The organism is Microbacterium sp. LWH12-1.2, assembly GCF_040675825.1.
Taxonomy (GTDB): Bacteria; Actinomycetota; Actinomycetes; order Actinomycetales; family Microbacteriaceae; genus Microbacterium.
Window position 1 is genome coordinate 26,483 of record NZ_JBEGIJ010000001.1, and the last position, 17,858, is coordinate 44,340.

Here is a 17,858-nt window from a genome sequence, read left to right on the forward strand (position 1 = left end):
GGCCATGGCTGCCTTTCGGTGCACAGTGCCGGCGACGCCGGCGAATCTGCTCGTCGTCGCCCAGCTCGACACCGATGGCAGCATCGCCGCCGACCACCGCATGGTGGTCGGCGGCGAGCTCCACCTGGTGCTGACGGATGCCGAGATCGGCATCGTCGAGACGCTCGGGCTGCCGGTCACCCGGGTCTCGGAACTGCAGGTCCGCGATCTCCGCGACGACGTGGGCGGTGGTCTGGCCGATATCGCGACCGGATTCGTCTCGGGGTATCTCGACGGTCCCGGCGTGGCGGCGGCGATCACCGCACTCGCGGCGGCGCATCCGACTCTGTGCGCACTCACCACGCTTCCCGAGGCCACCCTCGGATACGACGGTTCCCTCGCATCCGCTGCGGGGCCGGCATCCGTTCAGCTCCTGCGGATCACGACGACACCGGCATCCAAGAGCAAACCGGGGATCTTGCTGATCGGTGGCACGCACGCGCGCGAGTGGATGAATCCGCTCATCGCGATCGAGTTCGCGGCGCAGCTGCTGAACAACTACGACCCGGCGAGCGTCGATCCGGAAGTGCAGGCGATCACCGCGCTCGTCGACGGCCTCGACATCCTGATCGTGCCGGTGCTCAATCCGGACGGGCTGACGTTCTCGGTGCATGACGACGCAGGCTGGCGTAAAAACCGGCGGAACAACGGCGGCGGATGCTTCGGCGTCGACAACAACCGCAACTACGAGGTCTACTTCGGGGGAGCTGGTTCTTCCGGCGCCTCCTGCAACGACACGTTCCGCGGAGCATTCGCCTTCTCGGAGGCGGAGAATCGGAACATCCGGTGGGTGCTCGAGCAGTTTCCGAACGTGCTCGTGGGAGTGGACGCGCACTCGTACGGCGAGCAGATCCTGCGCCCGAACCCGGCCGGCGGCAGTTTCGTGGCATCCGAGCCGGTGTCAGCCGCCGATGAGGCGATCTACGCGGGGCTCGAGACGACGCTGCGCACCGCGATCCAATCGGTGAACGGCAACGCCTACTCGCTCGGCACGACATCGAACCATGCGGGTCCCTCCGACGAGTACATGTTCTTCGCGCATCGCGTGTTCGGCTTCAACACCGAGTGCGGGCTGGACTTTCAGCCGCCGTGGGCGCAGGCGACGCCCGTCATCGCCGAGGTGACGACCGGGCTGCGCGCGCTCGCCGAAGCGACCAGGACCCTCACCGTCACGACACCCGCCCCGCTGAGCGTGGTGCAGTGTATCGACCGGACCGGCAGCATGGTCGCCTTCGGCTACGAGTCCGCGGCGCGACAGAACGCCAAGCGGTTCATCGATCTGCTGTCCCTCGGCGACAGGACCGCCGTGGTCAGCTTCGCCGACCCCGCTCCCGGGGTGACCCCGCCGGCCGACCGCGCAAGGGTGGAGGCGCCGCTCACGCCGCTCGACGATCCGGGTGACGCGGCGACGATGAGGGCCGCGGTCGACGGCATCGCGTTCGGCGGCTGGACCCCGATCGGCGCTGGAATCATCGCCTCGGCGGGTGAGCTGACCGGGGCAGCGCCGCCGCGCGCGGTGCTGCTCGTCTCCGACGGGTTCCAGAACGTCGACCCGACGGTCGCGACGGCGCTCGCCGCGCTTCCCGCGGGCCTCCGCGTCTACACCGTCGCGCTCGGCCCCGCCGCAGACGCCCCGCTCCTGCAGTCGATCGCGACGTCCACCGGCGGGCTGTTCCTCAACAGTCCCACTGCACTCGACCTGCACCTCGCCTACAACGATATGCGCGCGGGTCTCACCGATCAGGGTCTCGTGGTCAACCGGATCGACAGTGCGCCGATGATCGACATTCCGGTCGAGCCGGATGCCGATGAGCTCACGGTGAGCGTCTCAACGCCGTCGGGCACGCTCGGGCGGGTGGTGCTGATCTCGCCCTCCGGACGGGCAGTTCGGGTGGACGACTGGGGCGTGCGGATGAGCGGAGGCGACGGATACGTGAATATCACCGTCCTCCGCCCCGCCGTCGGAATCTGGCGGCTCCTGCGCGGCGCGCGGGGTGACCGCGGCGATCGCGGCCAACGGTTCGCGCGACCCGTGGCGAGTGCGGTCGCCGCCTTCGTCCGGTCGCCGCTGCGTCTGAAGCTCCGGCTGCCGGACGTGCTCAAGGAGGGACAGCCGTCGACGCTGGAGGTGCGGGCGCGATTCGAGAAGCATCCGCTCACCGCACCCCGAGTCAGCGTCGCATCGGTCGCGCACCCGCGCCTCCTGCTTCCGGAGAATCTCGACCCTGACCGCGAGTCCGAGAAGCTCCAGGGCATCCTCGCGAAGCACGCCCGCCTGCGGCCGCGCCACCTGACCTGGGACGGTACGACCGCTGTGCTGCCACCGGGCTTCTCGAGCGTGAGCATCCGCATCGAAGGTCGCCTCCCCGGCGGTTCGCCCTTCGTGCGCGTGGTCAGGCGGAGCGTCCGGGTGGTCTGAACAGGGATGCCTCCCGATGTTGTATCGCGAGGCGCCCTGCGCCCTCTTCTCTTATGTGGAGGCGCACAGGATGCTCCACCCCATCAACGTCCAGGAGGTCGAATCATGAACACCACCGTCGCCGCGGAGAGTCTCGAGCAGGCCGTCAACCGACTGGCCCGCACCTTCCGAGAACTCCTCAGCGGATCCCAGGGAGCCCAGGAAGTCATCTGCAGTCTGCAGTTCGCGGAGGCGGAGGCGCTCGCCGAAGTTCTCGAGGCCGGGCTGCACCGCGATGTGGCGGCACGTTTCATGCATCGATGGGCGCTCACCGAACCCGACTGGGACGACGAGAACGGCGACGTCATCCGGCGATGGCTCGCCATCGATGTCGGAGCCGCGCCGTCCAACTGAATCGGTGTCACCGGAGAATTGGACGTTTGGCCATGTATCAGGCACCGCCCTATCGCTCTCTCCTCGCTGTGGACACAATTGACCGTATGACGCAGGAGGGCACCGTTGACGCGGTCGATTCCACCGAGCCCGCGCGCTGGGAACGCGCGGGCTCCCTCTTCGTACGCTGGCGTGACGGCGACGGCAGCGCGATGGACGAGCTCGTGCGGCTCATGACTCCGTCGCTGTGGCATGTCGTGCGCGCCTACGGGCTCGACGCCGCCCTCGCGCAGGACGTCGTGCAGACGACGTGGCTGACGCTCGTCCGCAGGCACGAGTCGATCATCGAGCCGCTGGCGATCTCGGGGTGGTTGACGATGTGCGCGCGCCGCGAGGCGTGGCGAGTGGGCAAAGGGCACCGGCGCGATGACGCGACCGAAGTGGAAACGCTCGAGTATCACCTGCCTCCGCAGGAGTCGGCCGAGCAGAGCGCGGAGGTGCAGGACGACCGTCGTCGCCTGTGGATCAGCGTCGGAACGCTCGACGCACGATGCCAGCGACTCCTGCGAGTCATCGCGTTCGAGGAACGACCCGACTATGCCCACATCGCTGCAGATCTCAGAATGCCGATCGGGTCCATCGGACCGACGCGCCAGCGCTGTCTGGGCAAGCTCCGCGCCCTGCTCGAGGGCGACGGCTGGGGAGGAAGATCATGAGCATGAACGATGAGGGCCAAGGCCCCGAGATCGCGCTGTTCGCGCGGCTTCGCGAGATGTGGCGGGAGGCGGATCCCGAACCGGACGACCTCGTCGACCGGATGGTCGCGGCCGTCGCTGTCGAGGACGTGTCTCGCGCGTATGAACTGCTGACGCTCGTCGAGGGATCACCGCTCGCGGTGATCCGTGGTGAAGCCGACACCGCGACGCTGCAGTTCAGCGACGGGAAGACCAGCGTGCTGCTGCACGTGACAGCGACCGAAGACGGCTCAAGGCGTATCGACGGGTGGGTGGATGCCGAGGCTCTCGCCATCCGCCTCGCGCAGGGGGAGCGCGACTGGTCGGCTGGCGCCGGCGACAACGGGCGCTTCGAGTTCGACTCGATACCCGCAGGCGTCTCCAGGATGCGCATCGTGGTGCGGGCCGCTGACGGCGAGCTGCACGAATTCCAGACCCCCCAATTCGAAGTGTGAGTGAGGAGCCGACGTGAGCGATCAGGGCGTGGAGACCAGGCGGAATCCCGATGACTGGCGGAAGGTCAGGCGGTTCACGCTGCTGGACCCCGCTGGTGAGGTGCCGGGCACCGTCTTCCCGGCGTTGTACGTCTCCGACGAGCTTCTGGTCGATACCGGCGAGGCGGACGCCCGTGCGGTCGAGCGGCTGCGGGCGCTTGCGGAGAAGTCGGGATGGACGGTGGACGCCGGCGAGAGCGGCGGAAACATCGAAGACCCCCGCATCGACCCCCAGAGAGGCATGCCGATTCCGCGATCTCGTGGCGTGAGCAGGTCCGTGCGTCTCCGCCTGGGTATGGCCAAGGAGGCGGAGCACGTCGTCGCGACACCCGACGCGTGGGCCCTGCTGCGGCAGGCGCGACGCACCGGCTGGGGGAAACGCGGGATCAGTCTGAACCACGTCCTCACGACCGACCCCATCGGTCTGAACCCGTTCAAAGCCAACCCGTTCAAAGCGAATCCCTTCAAAGCGAATCCGTTCAAGGCGAACGCGGGGACAGTCGGCATCGGGAGCTACGGCGAGCTCGGCTCCGGCGGCCTGCAGCCGGTGACCTACCTCGGGGCGAAGCCGACCCGCCGCCATCCTGATGCGATCCGTCCCATCGTCGCGGTCTTCGACACCGGCTGGGGAGAACACCCGTGGCTGAAGGATGCCGTCATCGAGCCGCGCCTCGGCGCCGGCGAACCGATCGGCATCGAGCCGGAATCGCCGACGAATCCGGAGCGCACACCGTCGCTCGCCGAGCCGCTCGACGGCATCTTCGACGATGCCGCCGGGCATGGCACCTTCATCGCCGGAATCATCCACCAGGAATGCCCCGACGCGTTGATCCTTCCGGTACGTGTCGCCGACGGCGAGGGGGTCATCCTCGAGAGCGACCTGATCGGAGCGCTGGGCCGGCTCGTCGAGTTCATGGACGACAGCGCCCTCGAATCGAAGCGAGGTGGCTCGAAGGTCGCGGTGCTGAATCTGTCGTTCAGCTTTCACCACGAGACACCCGATGACCCGGACACCGTGTCCGAGCTCAAGAGGCTCCTCGACGAGATCCGCATGCGGGACTGCGTCGTCGTATGCTCCGCGGGGAATGAAGCAACGTCGAGGCCGACGTACCCGGCCGCGATCCCCTCGAACGATCCCGGCCGTCATGTGTCGGTCGGCGCGCTCAACCCATCCGACCGCTCCATCGCGTTGTTCTCCAACATCGGGGACTGGGTCGAGGTGTACGCCCCCGGTGTCTCGCTGCTCTCCACGGTGCCGATCACCTTCGAGGGCGGCATCCAGGCGGGCACGAGGGATGACGGCCACGGGCATCGTCGGGAGACGCTCGACGTCGACGACTTCCGGGGCGGGTTCGGGGTGTGGAGCGGCACGTCGTTCGCGGCTCCCGTGGTCGCCGGGCGGATCGCGGCGCGAATCGTGGCCGGCGAGAGTCCTGATGCGGCGAAGAAGAGCGTGGTGAAGGAACTCACCGCACAGGACCACTCGCGGATGGACTGACCACCCGCCATCCTGAATGCATGAGGCTATCCGCCGCAGAGCTGCACCGTCGGGGTCGCGCCCACCTGAACGCGGGGCAGAACGCTGCTGCGCGGCGGGTGCTGCTCCTCGCGGGCCAGCGCACCGACGACCCGGATCTGCGTGCTCGCATTGCGGGTTCGCTCGCCGCGCTGACGATCCGCCAGGGTGATCCGGATGCCGCTGCGCAGCTGTGCCAGCAGGCGCTCGCGCTTCCCGGGGTCTCGGATGGCACCGCGGCGATCGTCTACGGCCAGCTCGGTCTCCTCGCGCTGGAGAGAGGCGCGCTCGATGAGGCGGTCGCCCTCCTGGACCGGGGGATCGCGGGGATCCGCGACGAGGTGGAGTATCGGGCGCCGATGCTGGTCAATCGCAGTGTCGCGCACAGCCAGGCCGGACATCTGGCGGCGGCGCGTGCCGACGTCGAAGCGGCGGCCAGCGACTACCAGACGGTCGGGGGTGAGGTCGAGCGGGCGATGGCCATGCACAATGCCGGCTATATCGCGCTGCTCGAGGGCGATCTCATCGTGGCGCTCGAGACGATGGAGGAGGCCAGGGGCGCGCTTGCCGCGGCCTCCGCCGTCAACGCCGCCATCTGTGACCTCGACCGCGCAGAAGTGCTCCGGGATGCAGGACTCGCTCGCGAAGCGGAGCAGAGTCTCGAACGGGTGGTCGGCGTCTTCGCCGCGAACCGGATGCGGCAGGCGAAGGGCGAGGCGCAGTTCCACCTGGCGCGGTCTCTTCTCACGCACACGCCCGTGCGGGCGGCTGCGACCGCGACTGCCGCCGCCCGCACCTTCCGGGGGATCAGCAGTGAGTGGTGGGCGCTCCGCGCCGACGCCCTGCGTCTGCGCGCGCAGCTCGCGCCCGTGACCGAGCACTCCGGCGAGCGGCGGCGCGTGCCGGCAGCCGCGGTGGCCGAGGCGGACGCCGTCATCGCGGCGCTCCAGGCGAGAGACCTGCGTGCCGACGCAGAGGCGCTGCGGTTGACTCGAGAGCTCCGGCTCGCGGACCACCCGCATCCGGCGGCACCGACGGCAGTCATTCGCACGCCGAGCGATGCTCCGCTGCAGGTGCGCCTGCTCGCACACGAAGTACGATCCGCCCGCGCTGCGGCGCGCGGAAACGAGTCCGGCGCGAGACGGCATGCTGCCACGGGCTTGGACGCGCTCGCCGAATGGCAGCGGTCGTTCGGAAGTCTCGACCTCGCGACGTCGCTCGTGATGCACGGCGGCGGGTTGATCTTCGCCGGCCTCAGATCTGCCGTGCGTTCGCGGCGGCCCGACGTCGTGTTCGACTGGTCGGAGCGCGCTCGGCACCTCAGCCAACAGACGATTCCGGTGCGTCCGCCGCGGGATGAGGCGTTGGCCGCGGACCTCGCCGAGCTCCGGATGCTGCGCTCCGAGTCCGGAGCGGGCGACTGGCTCGCGTCGCCTCGTGCCGCCGAGCTGAGCGAGCGGGTCCGCCGTCGGCAGTGGTCTTCGACCGGTGCGGCGGGATCACGGGATCGCATCGAACTCGAAGACCTTCGCTCGACCCTCGCTGCGGACACGGCGCTCGTCACCTACGTCTTCGACGGCACGGGCATCACGGCGCTCGCCGTGACCGACGACCTGGCCAGGGTGATCGAGATCGGTCCCTGGGCGCGCATCAGTACTGCCTATGCGGGGCTGCGCGCAGACCTCGACGTCAGCGCATCGGTTCGCTCGGGACCGATGGTGCCGGTCGTGCGAGAGTCGCTCGAACAGCGGTTGGCGGCGCTGTCGTCGGTGCTCGTCGAGCCGATCGTGGAAACCATCGGCGAGAGGCGCGTCGCGATCACCGTCCCCGGCGTCCTGGGCGGAATCCCTTGGGGGATGCTGCCGGGAATGCGCCGCAGAGCGTTCACGATCGCGACATCGGCGAGTCAGTGGGTCGCCGACCGGCGGGGAGGGGCCGCGCCGGGCGTGGGCTTCGTCGTCGGCCCCCGTATCTCGCGTGGCCCGGAGGAGATCGAGCGAGCGGCATCAGCCTGGAACGGGGCAACCGTTCTTCCTCCGGAGGCGGCGACCGTCGACGAGACCGAGAAGCTCGCTTCGACGGTCGGCACCCTCCATATCGCGGCGCACGGCAGGCACTCGGCCGAGAACCCGCTGTTCTCCGGCCTCGAACTCACCGATGGCGCGCTCTTCGGCTATGACATCGACCTCATTCCGAAGGTCCCCGACACGGTGGTGCTCTCGGCGTGCGAGCTCGGCCGTTCGTCCGTCCGATGGGGCGAAGAAGCCATCGGGATGACTCGAGCATGGCTGCACGCCGGTACGCGCTGCGTCATCGCGTCTCCCGTTGTGGTCGCCGATGACGTCGCATGCGATCTGCTCGCCGCGATGCACGAGCGGCTCGCCGCCGGCATGGTGCCAGCCGAGTCGCTTGCGCGCGCGGCCGAGGAGACGGGGATCGTGGCCCCTTTTCAAGCCCACGGCGCAGGATTCTGAACCGTTCCCTGACGACGGGGGCGCGCGCAACCGAGGCGCTCACGCCTTCCGCTAGCGTCGACTGAATGAACGAGACACGCGCACAGCGCTGGGCCATCACGGGAGCCGCCGGCACCATCGGCACCGCTCTCCGGGAGCACCTCGCCGACACGTCCGTCGAACTCGTGTCGATCGATGTCGCGGAGATCACCCGGGTGACCCCTTCAGAGCGTCTCCTCCGCTGCGACGTCGGCGATCTTGCGGGTCTGGAAGCGGCATTCGAGGGATGCGTCGGTGTCATTCACCTCGCCGGAATCGCCGATGAGGCGGACTTCCACGATCTTGCGGAGATCAACATCGTCGGCACTTACCACGTGCTCGAAGCGGCGCGCCGTGCAGAGGTGGGCCGTGTCGTCTACGCCAGCAGCAACCGCGTGACCGGGTTCTACGACGCTGACACTCCGGTGGAGGAGGCGATGCCCCCGCGGCCCGACGGGTTCTACGGCGTCTCCAAGGTCGCCGGTGAAGCCCTGTGCCGCCTCTATTCGGACAAGTTCGATCTCCGCACCATCGCCCTCCGCATCGGCAGCTATGAGCCGACGCCCGGATCCCCGCGGGAGATGCACACCTGGCTCAGCCCTCGCGACGCCCTCCGCGCATTCGATGCCGCGATGACCACCGACCAGAGGCATGCAGTCTTCTACGCAGTCTCGAACAACACCGAACGCTGGTGGAGTCTCGAGGCAGGGCGGGCAGCGGGATTCGTGCCGATCGACGACGCCGCCGAGCTCGGGAGCGATCAGCCGCCCTTCCCCGGTGGCCCGCAAGGGGGGACCTACGCCACAGCCGAATACTCGGTTGAGCGAATGCATACCGACTGAACGGCGTCGCGGCCGTGACGCCCTGCGACGACGAGCAGGGCTGGCCCGATCACGCCGCCGCCGCTCACTCAGCGTCGAGCGGCGCTGTGATCCGTAGTCGCGTCGCTCCCCGAAGCGGGCCTCCGGTCGGGAAGCGCGGGATCGGGGAGCGACGCACTTTGATCAGGCGACCGCGCGGAGTCCCTCGACGAGCGGCGTCGTGGGGCGCCCGATGAGACGGGCGAGTGTGCCGTCGGTGTCGGCGAGCGCGCCGTCGCGGATCCCCGCGTCCAGCGCCGTCACGAACCCGACCGTTCCCGCATCCAGGCCCGCACCTGTCAGGACGGCAGCGTGCTCCTCCGTCGACAGCGCCTGATAGTCGACCGGCCGACCGGAGACCTCGGTGATCGCGCCGGCGAGCTCGTCGTAGTTCCAGGCGACGTCGCCGCCGAGCTCGTACACCTCGCCGACGTGCCCGTCTTCGAGGAGGACCACCGCTGCGGCGTCTGCGAAGTCGCGGCGGCTCGCCGATGCCACGCGCCCCTCGCCGACACTCGCGGCGAGGACGCCGGACTCGGTCGCCTGCGCGAGGGCGCCGGCGTAGTTCTCGGTGTACCAGTTGTTGCGCAGGATCACGGCAGGGATTCCGGAGGCCGCGATGAGCTCCTCGGTGGCCTTGTGCTCTGGTGCGAGAACAAGATCGCTCGTGGTGGCCTTCGGAGCGCTCGTGTACACCAGCTTCGCGACGTCGGCCGCAGCGGCGGCGTCGATGACCGCCCGGTGCTGGGCGACCCGGCTGCCGACCTCGGAGCCGGAGACCAGGAGGACGGTGTCGACGCCATCGACGGCGGCCTTCACCGTGGCGGGGGCGTTGTAGTCGAGTTCGACGACCCGGATGCCGCGTGCGGCCAGGTCCGCCGCTTTCGCCGTGTCTCGGGCTCCGGCGACGATCGACTGCGGCTCAGCGCCGCGCTCGAGGAGGCTGTCGATGACGAGGCGGCCGAGCTGACCGGTCGCGCCGGTGATGAGAGTGGTCATGGGGAAGTCCTTTCGTGAGTGGATCGTCCATGACAACCGGCATCTCGCTACAAACCTTCCAGTCTTTGGGTACCCACTTTGAAGTAAGGTACCTACATGGCCGTTAGTTTCGCGCAGATAAAGGAATCGTCTCCGATGGTGTTCGATCCGGGATGCAGCACGCGCGTCATCCTCGACCACATCATGAGCAAGTGGGGCGTGCTCATCCTCTCGTCGCTGTCGGATGGCACGCGACGCTGGGGCGAGCTTCGACGAGAGGTCGGCGGCATCAGCGAGAAGATGCTCGCGTCGACGTTGCGCACTCTCACGGACGACGGCCTCGTGCATCGGGAATCATTCCCGTCGGTGCCCCCGCACGTCGAATACAGCCTGACCCCGCTCGGACGCGATCTCATGGCGCGGATGCTGCCGCTTGTCGAATGGGTGGCGGACAACTCCGACGGGATGCTCGATCGCTTGCCATGACGATCAACGCGGATTCCGTTGTTCAACCCCTACTAGATGTATGAATTTCGTTGTCTAGATTGCTGACTTGACCCGAGAACAGCAGTGGTCGTACTGTTCACAGCATGGTTGCAACGACGCCCATTCATCTGGAACACCCTGAAGGCAAGGGACTGGCGGCCGGCACACTGGGGCTCTGGGGTTCCACCGTCATCGGTCTGGCCTCCACCGCGCCCGTGTACTCGCTGGTCGCGACTCTCGGCTGGGTGGTGCTCGCCGTGGGCGCGCAAGCGCCCATCGCGTTCATCATCGCGTTCATCCCGATGCTGCTCATCGCCTTCGCGTATCGAGAGCTCAACAACGCCGTGCCCGATTGCGGCACCACGTTCACATGGGGGACCAAGGCCTTCGGCCCCTGGGTGGGATGGATGGGCGGCTGGGGCGTTGCCGTGGCGGGCATGGTCGTCCTCGCCAACCTCGCGCAGATCGCGTCGGTGTATTTCTGGGCGCTGATCGGCCAGGACCTCGAGAACAACGACCTGCGGGTCGTGATCGTCGCGGTGATCTTCATCGCCGCGATGACCTGGGTCAGCTGGCGCGGTGTCGAGATCGGCGAGCGCATCCAGAACGTGCTGCTGGGCATCCAGTACCTGGCGCTGGCGGTGTTCGTCGTCGCCGCCTTCTGGCAGTTCGCCGCGGGTACCGCGCCGAACCCCACCCCCTTCGACTGGGAGTGGATGAACCCGTTCGCGTTCACCGACTGGTCCGGCTTCACCGAAGCCATCCTGCTCGCGCTCTTCATCTACTGGGGCTGGGACACCTGCCTTGCCCTCAACGAAGAGACCAAGGATCCGAAGCGCATCCCCGGTCGCGCCGCGCTCCTGACCACCGTCATCCTCCTCGTGACGTACGTCTCGGTCACGATCGCGGCGATGATGTACGCCGGACTCGGCGATGACGCCACCGGGCTCGGCAACGAGGCGAACGCCGACGACTTCTTCCTCGCGATCAAAGACGGGCTGCTCGGCCCGTTCGGCTGGGCGCTCGTGGTCGCCGTCATCCTCTCCGCGATCTCGTCGACGCAGACGACGATCCTGCCGACGGCCCGCGGCACGCTCGCGATGGGTGTGTACCGCGCTTTGCCCGCGAAGTTCAAGGACGTCCACCCCGAGTACAAGACACCGTCGTTCTCGACTCTGGTGATGGGCGTCGTCGCCATCGCCTACTACGTGGGCATGACGCTCATCAGCGACAATATCCTGCAGGACTCGATCCTCTCGCTGGGGCTCGCAATCGCGTTCTACTACGCCATCACCGGCTTCGCCTGCGTCTGGTACTTCCGCGCCGATCTGTTCCGCTCGGCGCACGCGTTCTTCTTCAAGGGACTCTTCCCGCTGCTTGGCGCACTCATGCTCACGGGTGCATTCGTGCAGTCGGCGATCGACATGTGGGACGTCGACTACGGATACACGGTGCTGTTCGGCATCGGCGGCACGTTCGTGGTGGGCATCGGCTCGCTCGCCGTCGGCATCGTGCTGATGTTCGTCTGGTTCCTCTTCCCGCGGTCGAAGCGGTTCTTCCGCGGTGAGAGCCTGAACCGCGACACCCAGGTCATGGTCCCGGACGAGCCGGGAGAGTTCACGCGGTCCATCGACGGAGGCATCTGACGATGCCGATCGCCACGGCGGACCTCTACGACGAGCTCGGCGAGAGCATCCAGTCGCTGCCGACGCAGCTGCGGTCGTTCGGCGGACGGTCCGCGTTCGACGGACCGATTCGCACGGTGCGCTGCTTCGAGGACAACGCGCTGGTGAAGGCGATCCTCGCGTCGCCCGGTGCAGGCTCAGTGCTGGTCGTCGACGGCGGCGGTTCCCTGAACACGGCGCTGATGGGCGACCTGATCGCGGCATCCGCCGTCGCCAACGGCTGGGCCGGTGTCGTCATCCACGGCGCGATCCGCGACAGCGTGGCGATCGGCTCACTCGACCTCGGCGTGAAGGCGCTGGGCACGAACCCGCGCAAGAGCGCCAAGGACGGCGCGGGCGAGGTCGATATCGCCCTCGAATTCGGAGGCGTCGTGTTCCGGGTCGGTGCGCGTCTGTACAGCGACGAGGACGGCATCCTCGTCGAGCGGTGAACCCGGGGACCGTGACTTAGGCTGGATCCGTGCGCATCCGGCTCGACATCGCCTACGACGGTACCCACTTCCGCGGCTGGGCGAAGCAGCCGACGCTGCGCACGGTGCAGGGCACTCTCGAGGCGGCGCTGGCCAGGATCGTGGGCTCGGACGTGCAGTTCGTCGTCGCCGGACGCACGGATGCCGGCGTCCACGCCGCGGGGCAGGTCGTCCATGTCGATCTCGACGACGAGCAGTGGGCGCGCATCGAGCGGCGCCACGGCAAAGCAGCGCACGACCCGGCGGGGTCGATCGCGGGGCGCATGCGCGGCGTCCTCGGCGCCTATCCCGACGTGACGGTGCTGCGGTCGACGATCGCGCCGGAGGGCTTCGATGCCCGCTTCTCCGCCGTCTGGCGCCGATACCGCTATCGCCTCGCCGACGACGGTGCCGGATACGATCCGCTGCGTCGACACGACACCACCGACATTCGCGGTCTTCTCGACGAAAAGGCGATGGATGCCACCGCGCGGACTCTCATCGGACTGCACGATTTCGCGGCCTACTGCATTCCCCGTGAGCGGGCCACGACCATCCGCACGCTGCTCGACTACCGCTGGGAGCGCGACGCCGACGGGGTGCTCGTGGCCGAGGTGAAAGCCGATGCCTTCTGCCACAGCATGGTGCGGTCGCTGGTCGGTGCGTGCGCGGCTGTCGGCGCGGGGCGGCTCGACGTCACCGATCCCGTGGTGCTGCGAGATGCGCTGGAGCGCACCAGCGAGTTCAAGGTGCTCGCCGCGCGCGGCCTCACGCTCACCGAGGTCGGCTATCCGGCTGACGAACTGCTCGCCACCCGAGCCACGCAGACACGCGCGCGCCGCGATGGCGAGTCGTCGACCGAGTGACTCGGCTGTGAGCTGGGAACGCATCGCCGGGCTCTGAACCGGTGGGCTCTGCGGCCGCCTTCCTCCCCAGAGCGGCGGCCACAGAGCTGGACCATCGGGGAGTCGGCTCGACACCCCGATGGTTGCGGATCCGCGGTGCCACCGGAGAGTGAGATTTCGCGGGTCCTACGGTCAAGTTATGGCAGACGTGTTCACGGAGCACCTGGGGAAGTGTGATGGATCCGCCGTGGACGGCCGGGCACTGACCGTTTCTCCGGGGATCACTGCGCGGAACCGTATGCTGACTCCAGGTCAATGCTTCACAGGGATTGGGGAACTGTGATGAACGAGATGGACAGTTCGGTGGGGGGCTTCGCCGGCGAGTTCCGCGCCCTGGTCGAGGAGCGCGGCATCACGCTCACCAGCCTGCAACGTCGACTCACCGATCGGGGCAACCCGGTGTCCATGGCGACGTTGAGCTATTGGCGTTCCGGGGACCGACAGCCCGAAGGGGCGCTGTCGTTGAGCGCGATCGAGGACATCGAGGACATCTTCGGGCTGCACCGAGGTCACTTGACCGGGCTGATCCGGCCGGTGCCACGGATCGGTCGAAAGCCGGAACCGGAGCTCAAACAGACGTTCGCTCTGAACATCGACCAGGAGATCGAGGAGACGGCGCAGGCGCTGGGGACCGTGGCACAGAGCGGAATACGCGATCTCTCCGTGTCGCTCGTCGGGTATGTGGATGCGCACGGAGATCTCGAACGGGTCGTCACGCGGGCGCTGGTGCAGTCGATGGAGGCCACCATCGCCGAGGTGCCGCTCTATGACCTCGCGCCGCTCGACGCACCGGAGACCAAGTCGATCACGGAAGTGATCGGCGGACGCGTCGATCGCAGTCTTCGGCATCCGCTCGGGCGGGTCGTCTGCGACGTCATCGCCTTCGATGATCCGATCCCGGTCGGCAGCACGGGGCTCATCGAGTACACCGAGAGCTTCCCGGCGGCCTATCCGGATCGGCGCACACTCTGGCACGGGGTGGATCGTCCGAACCGGCAGACCCTGCTCTGGGTGCGTTTTCATCCTGACGCCGTCCCGGACTGGTGCGAGGAGTACACCGTGGTGGACGAGCAGGAGACGGTGCGGATGCGGACGATCGCGAGTGGTGCCATCCACGTCGCCCGGTTCGGGTTCGGTCCTGGCATCGTCGGCATCCGCTGGGGGTTCGACGCCGACTCTTGATGCCGGGGAACCGCGCGAGGTCGTCACCCCGCGTCCGGCTGAGGCGGGGTAGCGTGGAGTTCGATGAAGGTCATCTCCTACAACCTCCGCAAGCATCGGGCCGCGAGCGAGCTCGTCGCGCTCGAAGAGGCGCACGCCCCCGACATCCTGTGTCTGCAGGAGTGCGATGTGCAGGATCTGCCCGAGAGCGTCGGCGATCTCGTGATGGCACAGGCCACGCAGGACAACCGGCTGGGACTCGCCGTCTACTACCGGGCGAACACCTTTCAGGTGCAGGAGATCCGCACGATCGGGCTGAAGAAGTCGCTGCACGACATGCTGCTGAAGCCCGCGCACGAGAGAGTGCTCGGTGTGCGCCTGCACGACATCGACAACGGGCGTGACATCATCGTCGCCTCGTTCCACGCGGCGCCGCTGACGGCGTTGAACAGGCTGCGCCGTCATCAGATCCGTGCCGCACTCACCGAGCTGGCAACCCTCGGCGAGGGGTTGCCTGTGCTGATGGTCGGCGACTACAACTACCCCGTGTTCAAGGAGAACCTCAGCCAGACCGTGCGCGACCACGGGTACACGTTGAGCCTCAGCGACGACCACACGTACACGCGCTATCGCGTCTTCCGCGGGCACTACGACTTCGCCACCTCCGTCGGCTTCGACATCGAGCGCATCACCACGCTGCCGCAGGCATCGAGTGATCACCGGCCGATCCTGGTGACAGCGCAGCCGCACTGACCTCAGGCAGCGCTCGTGCGGATGCGACCCCGTTCGCCCCTGTGGGTGGTGCCACTGGCAGGGGGCGAAGATGATCGTCTGGAGCGCCTGGACCCGACAATCTGCGTCTCCTGCCCAGGAAGAGAGGACGAAGGTGGTCGCATGAGGCTGCGGGATGCGACCAGGTATGTCCCCTGCCCCGCGCCCTGGCGTGCGCGGCCTGGTCATTTGGGAGCACCATCCCATCCGCGACGGAGGAGCGCCTTGCGCACGATCGAGATCCCCGTCGGACGAGAGCCTCGGATGTGGGTCGACGTCAAGCGCACCACCTCCCAACCTGCTTCGGCGTAGGCCTGGTACTTCTCGATATCGCGGTTCCATTGCGATCGGGAGGTGCGGTGGTGGTCGCCCTCGATCTCGACGATCAATCGAAATTCTCGATAAACGACCTCGGAGATGCCGAGCAGGCGGCCGTTCGAGCTGCGAATCTCGACGTCGAGCTCCGGTTCCGGTAGGCCGCCGGTTGCGGCATCGAGCCGGTATTCGGTCTCAAGCGGTGATGAGCTCCCCACTCGCACCTTCTGTATTGCCGCGCGCAGACGACCGGTTCCTGGTGGTCGAGGACCAGCATCGGCGGCGGCGTGCAGTTGCGTCAGCGTGGCAAGAGCGAGTTCAGGATGCTGACGACCGAAGTCATCGCGGGGGATTCGCGCCATCGCATCGCCGAGGGCGACGAGTTCGCGCACCGACAGTTCGGTGCAGAGCATCGCCCACGTCGAAGCGGGACTAGCCAAGCGCAGCCCCTCGTGAGTGCGTACCGAAACCAGATGCTCGGCGATCCTTCGCCCTCGGATACCGCGGGCGCGCGGCGCTCGGCCAGGGGAGACCACTCCGACCTCGAGGTCGCCCGGGTGGTCGATCGCAGCGCCATGAAGCACGGCCGCTGTGCGCCCGCAGAAGAAGCTGCCCGCCGGCATGACCTCGGCGTAGGCATGTGCGTCACGCAAGACTCGCGCCCGCTGCTGCCGGTCGATCGACAGCGGTCCGTATTCCGTGTCGTCGCCCTCGCCTGATTCGGTGTCGACATAGCGGCGCACGCCATAGAACGGCGAGGAGAGATCCTTCGCGCGCAGTCGTCGTCTGGTGATCCCCTGTCCGACTGCACGCGCGGCCGAGAACTGGCGGCCAAGGTCATCGGGGAGCGGGCAGGGCGGGCGGGGCACTCCTCCACTCTCTTCGATGGATGCGCAGCATCCGGTCTCGATATCCACGACCTGTGGAGACTCGCTCGAAGTTCTCAGAAGTGCAGGAACCGTCGTGCGCGGCTCCTGTCGTCGTCTCCAACCTGTCGCAGCCGCACGAGGGGACGCACATTGTCGCGTCCGGGCATCGGAGGCGACAAACTGCGCCCCCTGCCCAGGAAGAGGGGACGCAGTTTGCCGCAACAGATGCCCTGAGGCGGCCATCTGTGACCCCTGCTGAGGGAGGTGGGGGGTGAGGGAGGAAGGGGAAGGGGGGAAGGGGAGACTGAGTGAGGCTGACCTCAGGCAGCGCTCGTGCGGAACGCCGTGCGGTGTGCTGCCGGGCTCACGCCGAGCCGTTTGCGAAAATGCAGGCGCAGCGACACGGCGCTGCCGAAGCCGGCCAGCTCGGCGACGCGATCGACAGAATCGACGCCGCCTTCGAGTAGGGTCCGCGCGCATTCGATGCGCTGGTCCAGCAGCCACTGCTGAGGGCTCGTGGCGGTGCGATCCCGGAATCGTCGGGTGAAGGTGCGGCGCGACAGGTGCACGGATGCCGCCCAGCTGTCGACGTCGATCGTGGTGGCGAGCCGCTCGCGGGCCCAGAGCATCGCCCGCCCGATCGGATCGTCGGCGGTCGCGGCCACGACGGGCGCGGGGATGTACTGGGCCTGCGATCCCGTGCGGTGCGGGGCGAGCACCAGCGACCGGGCGAGCGCTGCCGCCGCGAGGCTGCCGTGGTCGGAGCGGACGATATGCAGGCAGCAGTCCAGGGCGGCTGCAGCGCCGGCCGAGGTGATGACGTCGCCGAGGTCGCTCCACAGCACGTCCTCCCGCACACGGACGTTCGCCTCGCGTGCGGCCAGACGAGGCGCCGCGGCCCAATGAGTCGACACTTCGCGGCCGTCGGCGACTCCGGATGCCGCCACGACGAACGTGCCCAGGCACAGGCCGACGATCCGCGCGCCGTGCGCGTGCGCCGCACGGACGGCGTCGAGCAGCTCTTCGCTCGGATCCGTGTCGGACCGCCAACTTGGGATGACGACGAGATCCGCATCCGCCATCGCGTCGAGCCCGGTGTCGACCGTGATGCTGTACCCGGCGCCGGTGGGGAGCGATCCCGGTGTCTCCGCGCACACGACGACGTCGTACAGCCCCTCCACGCTGTCGAGTCCGGCGCCGCCGAACACCAACGTCGGCACCGAGAGGTGGAACGGACTGATGTGCGCGAAGGCGAGGACGGCGACGCGCAGGCGTGGGCGGGAATCAGGCATGGCCTGATCTTATCGGACAAT

General features: G+C 68.0%; 16 protein-coding genes. 13 read left to right on the forward strand and 3 right to left on the reverse strand.

Features of this window, described 5'->3' with window-relative positions:
- Positions 1-4 precede the first annotated feature (4 nt).
- The 7 genes from MRBLWH12_RS00130 (at position 5) to MRBLWH12_RS00160 (ending at position 8,908) form a co-directional block, all read left to right on the forward strand.
- Positions 5-2,458: a M14 family zinc carboxypeptidase gene (locus MRBLWH12_RS00130; RefSeq protein WP_363544704.1), complete on the forward strand. Its 2,454-nt coding sequence runs from the start codon at positions 5-7 to the stop codon at positions 2,456-2,458.
- 105 nt (positions 2,459-2,563) lie between these two features.
- A complete protein-coding gene (locus tag MRBLWH12_RS00135) occupies positions 2,564-2,851 on the forward strand; it encodes a hypothetical protein (protein ID WP_341975786.1) in 288 nt (95 codons plus the stop codon).
- Between the two features lie 86 nt (positions 2,852-2,937).
- On the forward strand, positions 2,938-3,546 hold the full coding sequence (locus MRBLWH12_RS00140) for an RNA polymerase sigma factor (protein ID WP_363544707.1): 609 nt from the start codon (positions 2,938-2,940) through the stop codon (positions 3,544-3,546).
- Positions 3,543-4,019, forward strand: coding sequence for a hypothetical protein (locus tag MRBLWH12_RS00145; RefSeq protein ID WP_363544710.1), 477 nt, complete (start codon positions 3,543-3,545; stop codon positions 4,017-4,019). The genes MRBLWH12_RS00140 and MRBLWH12_RS00145 overlap by 4 nt, the downstream gene beginning before the upstream one ends.
- 13 nt (positions 4,020-4,032) lie before the next feature.
- On the forward strand, positions 4,033-5,556 hold the full coding sequence (locus tag MRBLWH12_RS00150) for a S8 family peptidase (RefSeq protein WP_363544712.1): 1,524 nt from the start codon (positions 4,033-4,035) through the stop codon (positions 5,554-5,556).
- 20 nt (positions 5,557-5,576) lie between these two features.
- Positions 5,577-8,048, forward strand: a complete 2,472-nt coding sequence (locus tag MRBLWH12_RS00155; protein WP_363544715.1) for a CHAT domain-containing protein — start codon at positions 5,577-5,579, stop codon at positions 8,046-8,048.
- A 65-nt stretch (positions 8,049-8,113) separates the two neighbouring features.
- Positions 8,114-8,908, forward strand: coding sequence for an NAD-dependent epimerase/dehydratase family protein (locus tag MRBLWH12_RS00160; protein ID WP_363544718.1), 795 nt, complete (start codon positions 8,114-8,116; stop codon positions 8,906-8,908).
- A gap of 162 nt (positions 8,909-9,070) precedes the next feature.
- Here the strand turns inward: MRBLWH12_RS00160 and MRBLWH12_RS00165 are convergent, their stop codons facing one another.
- Positions 9,071-9,925, reverse strand: coding sequence for an SDR family oxidoreductase (locus MRBLWH12_RS00165; RefSeq protein ID WP_363544720.1), 855 nt, complete (start codon positions 9,923-9,925; stop codon positions 9,071-9,073).
- A 96-nt stretch (positions 9,926-10,021) separates the two neighbouring features.
- On the opposite strand from MRBLWH12_RS00165, the gene MRBLWH12_RS00170 reads away from it, so the two are divergent.
- The 6 genes from MRBLWH12_RS00170 (at position 10,022) to MRBLWH12_RS00195 (ending at position 15,343) form a co-directional block, all read left to right on the forward strand.
- Positions 10,022-10,390 carry a winged helix-turn-helix transcriptional regulator gene (locus MRBLWH12_RS00170; protein WP_363544722.1) on the forward strand — a complete coding sequence of 123 codons (369 nt, stop codon included), beginning with the start codon at positions 10,022-10,024 and terminating at the stop codon, positions 10,388-10,390.
- A 104-nt stretch (positions 10,391-10,494) separates the two neighbouring features.
- A complete protein-coding gene (locus MRBLWH12_RS00175; RefSeq protein WP_363544724.1) occupies positions 10,495-12,036 on the forward strand; it encodes an APC family permease in 1,542 nt (513 codons plus the stop codon).
- Positions 12,037-12,038: 2 nt separating this feature from the next.
- Entirely contained in the window at positions 12,039-12,506 is a 468-nt protein-coding gene (gene rraA / locus MRBLWH12_RS00180; RefSeq protein WP_341975765.1) for a ribonuclease E activity regulator RraA, read from the forward strand.
- 29 nt (positions 12,507-12,535) lie between these two features.
- Complete coding sequence (locus MRBLWH12_RS00185) at positions 12,536-13,390, forward strand: tRNA pseudouridine synthase A (protein ID WP_363544728.1); 855 nt, start codon at positions 12,536-12,538, stop codon at positions 13,388-13,390.
- Positions 13,391-13,711: 321 nt separating this feature from the next.
- Positions 13,712-14,611: a helix-turn-helix domain-containing protein gene (locus MRBLWH12_RS00190; RefSeq protein ID WP_363544731.1), complete on the forward strand. Its 900-nt coding sequence runs from the start codon at positions 13,712-13,714 to the stop codon at positions 14,609-14,611.
- A 63-nt stretch (positions 14,612-14,674) separates the two neighbouring features.
- Positions 14,675-15,343 carry an endonuclease/exonuclease/phosphatase family protein gene (locus MRBLWH12_RS00195; protein ID WP_341975762.1) on the forward strand — a complete coding sequence of 223 codons (669 nt, stop codon included), beginning with the start codon at positions 14,675-14,677 and terminating at the stop codon, positions 15,341-15,343.
- A 203-nt stretch (positions 15,344-15,546) separates the two neighbouring features.
- On the opposite strand, the gene MRBLWH12_RS00200 is transcribed toward MRBLWH12_RS00195, so the two are convergent.
- Positions 15,547-16,545: a hypothetical protein gene (locus tag MRBLWH12_RS00200; RefSeq protein WP_363544734.1), complete on the reverse strand. Its 999-nt coding sequence runs from the start codon at positions 16,543-16,545 to the stop codon at positions 15,547-15,549.
- 320 nt (positions 16,546-16,865) lie between these two features.
- Positions 16,866-17,837, reverse strand: a complete 972-nt coding sequence (locus MRBLWH12_RS00205; protein WP_363544737.1) for a GlxA family transcriptional regulator — start codon at positions 17,835-17,837, stop codon at positions 16,866-16,868.
- Positions 17,838-17,858 lie beyond the last annotated feature (21 nt).

Excerpts from the sequence above, each read along its gene's own strand:
- rraA (WP_341975765.1), top strand. The coding sequence starts at position 12,039 with ATGCCGATCGCCACGGCGGACCTCTACGACGAGCTCGGCGAGAGCATC.
- MRBLWH12_RS00170 (WP_363544722.1), top strand. The coding sequence starts at position 10,022 with ATGGCCGTTAGTTTCGCGCAGATAAAGGAATCGTCTCCGATGGTGTTC.
- MRBLWH12_RS00145 (WP_363544710.1), top strand. The coding sequence starts at position 3,543 with ATGAGCATGAACGATGAGGGCCAAGGCCCCGAGATCGCGCTGTTCGCG.
- MRBLWH12_RS00155 (WP_363544715.1), top strand. The coding sequence starts at position 5,577 with ATGAGGCTATCCGCCGCAGAGCTGCACCGTCGGGGTCGCGCCCACCTG.
- MRBLWH12_RS00175 (WP_363544724.1), top strand. The coding sequence starts at position 10,495 with ATGGTTGCAACGACGCCCATTCATCTGGAACACCCTGAAGGCAAGGGA.
- MRBLWH12_RS00135 (WP_341975786.1), top strand. The coding sequence starts at position 2,564 with ATGAACACCACCGTCGCCGCGGAGAGTCTCGAGCAGGCCGTCAACCGA.
- MRBLWH12_RS00160 (WP_363544718.1), top strand. The coding sequence starts at position 8,114 with ATGAACGAGACACGCGCACAGCGCTGGGCCATCACGGGAGCCGCCGGC.
- MRBLWH12_RS00140 (WP_363544707.1), top strand. The coding sequence starts at position 2,938 with ATGACGCAGGAGGGCACCGTTGACGCGGTCGATTCCACCGAGCCCGCG.
- MRBLWH12_RS00190 (WP_363544731.1), top strand. The coding sequence starts at position 13,712 with ATGAACGAGATGGACAGTTCGGTGGGGGGCTTCGCCGGCGAGTTCCGC.
- MRBLWH12_RS00130 (WP_363544704.1), top strand. The coding sequence starts at position 5 with ATGGCTGCCTTTCGGTGCACAGTGCCGGCGACGCCGGCGAATCTGCTC.
- MRBLWH12_RS00205 (WP_363544737.1), bottom strand. The coding sequence starts at position 17,837 with ATGCCTGATTCCCGCCCACGCCTGCGCGTCGCCGTCCTCGCCTTCGCG.
- MRBLWH12_RS00165 (WP_363544720.1), bottom strand. The coding sequence starts at position 9,925 with ATGACCACTCTCATCACCGGCGCGACCGGTCAGCTCGGCCGCCTCGTC.
- MRBLWH12_RS00195 (WP_341975762.1), top strand. The coding sequence starts at position 14,675 with ATGAAGGTCATCTCCTACAACCTCCGCAAGCATCGGGCCGCGAGCGAG.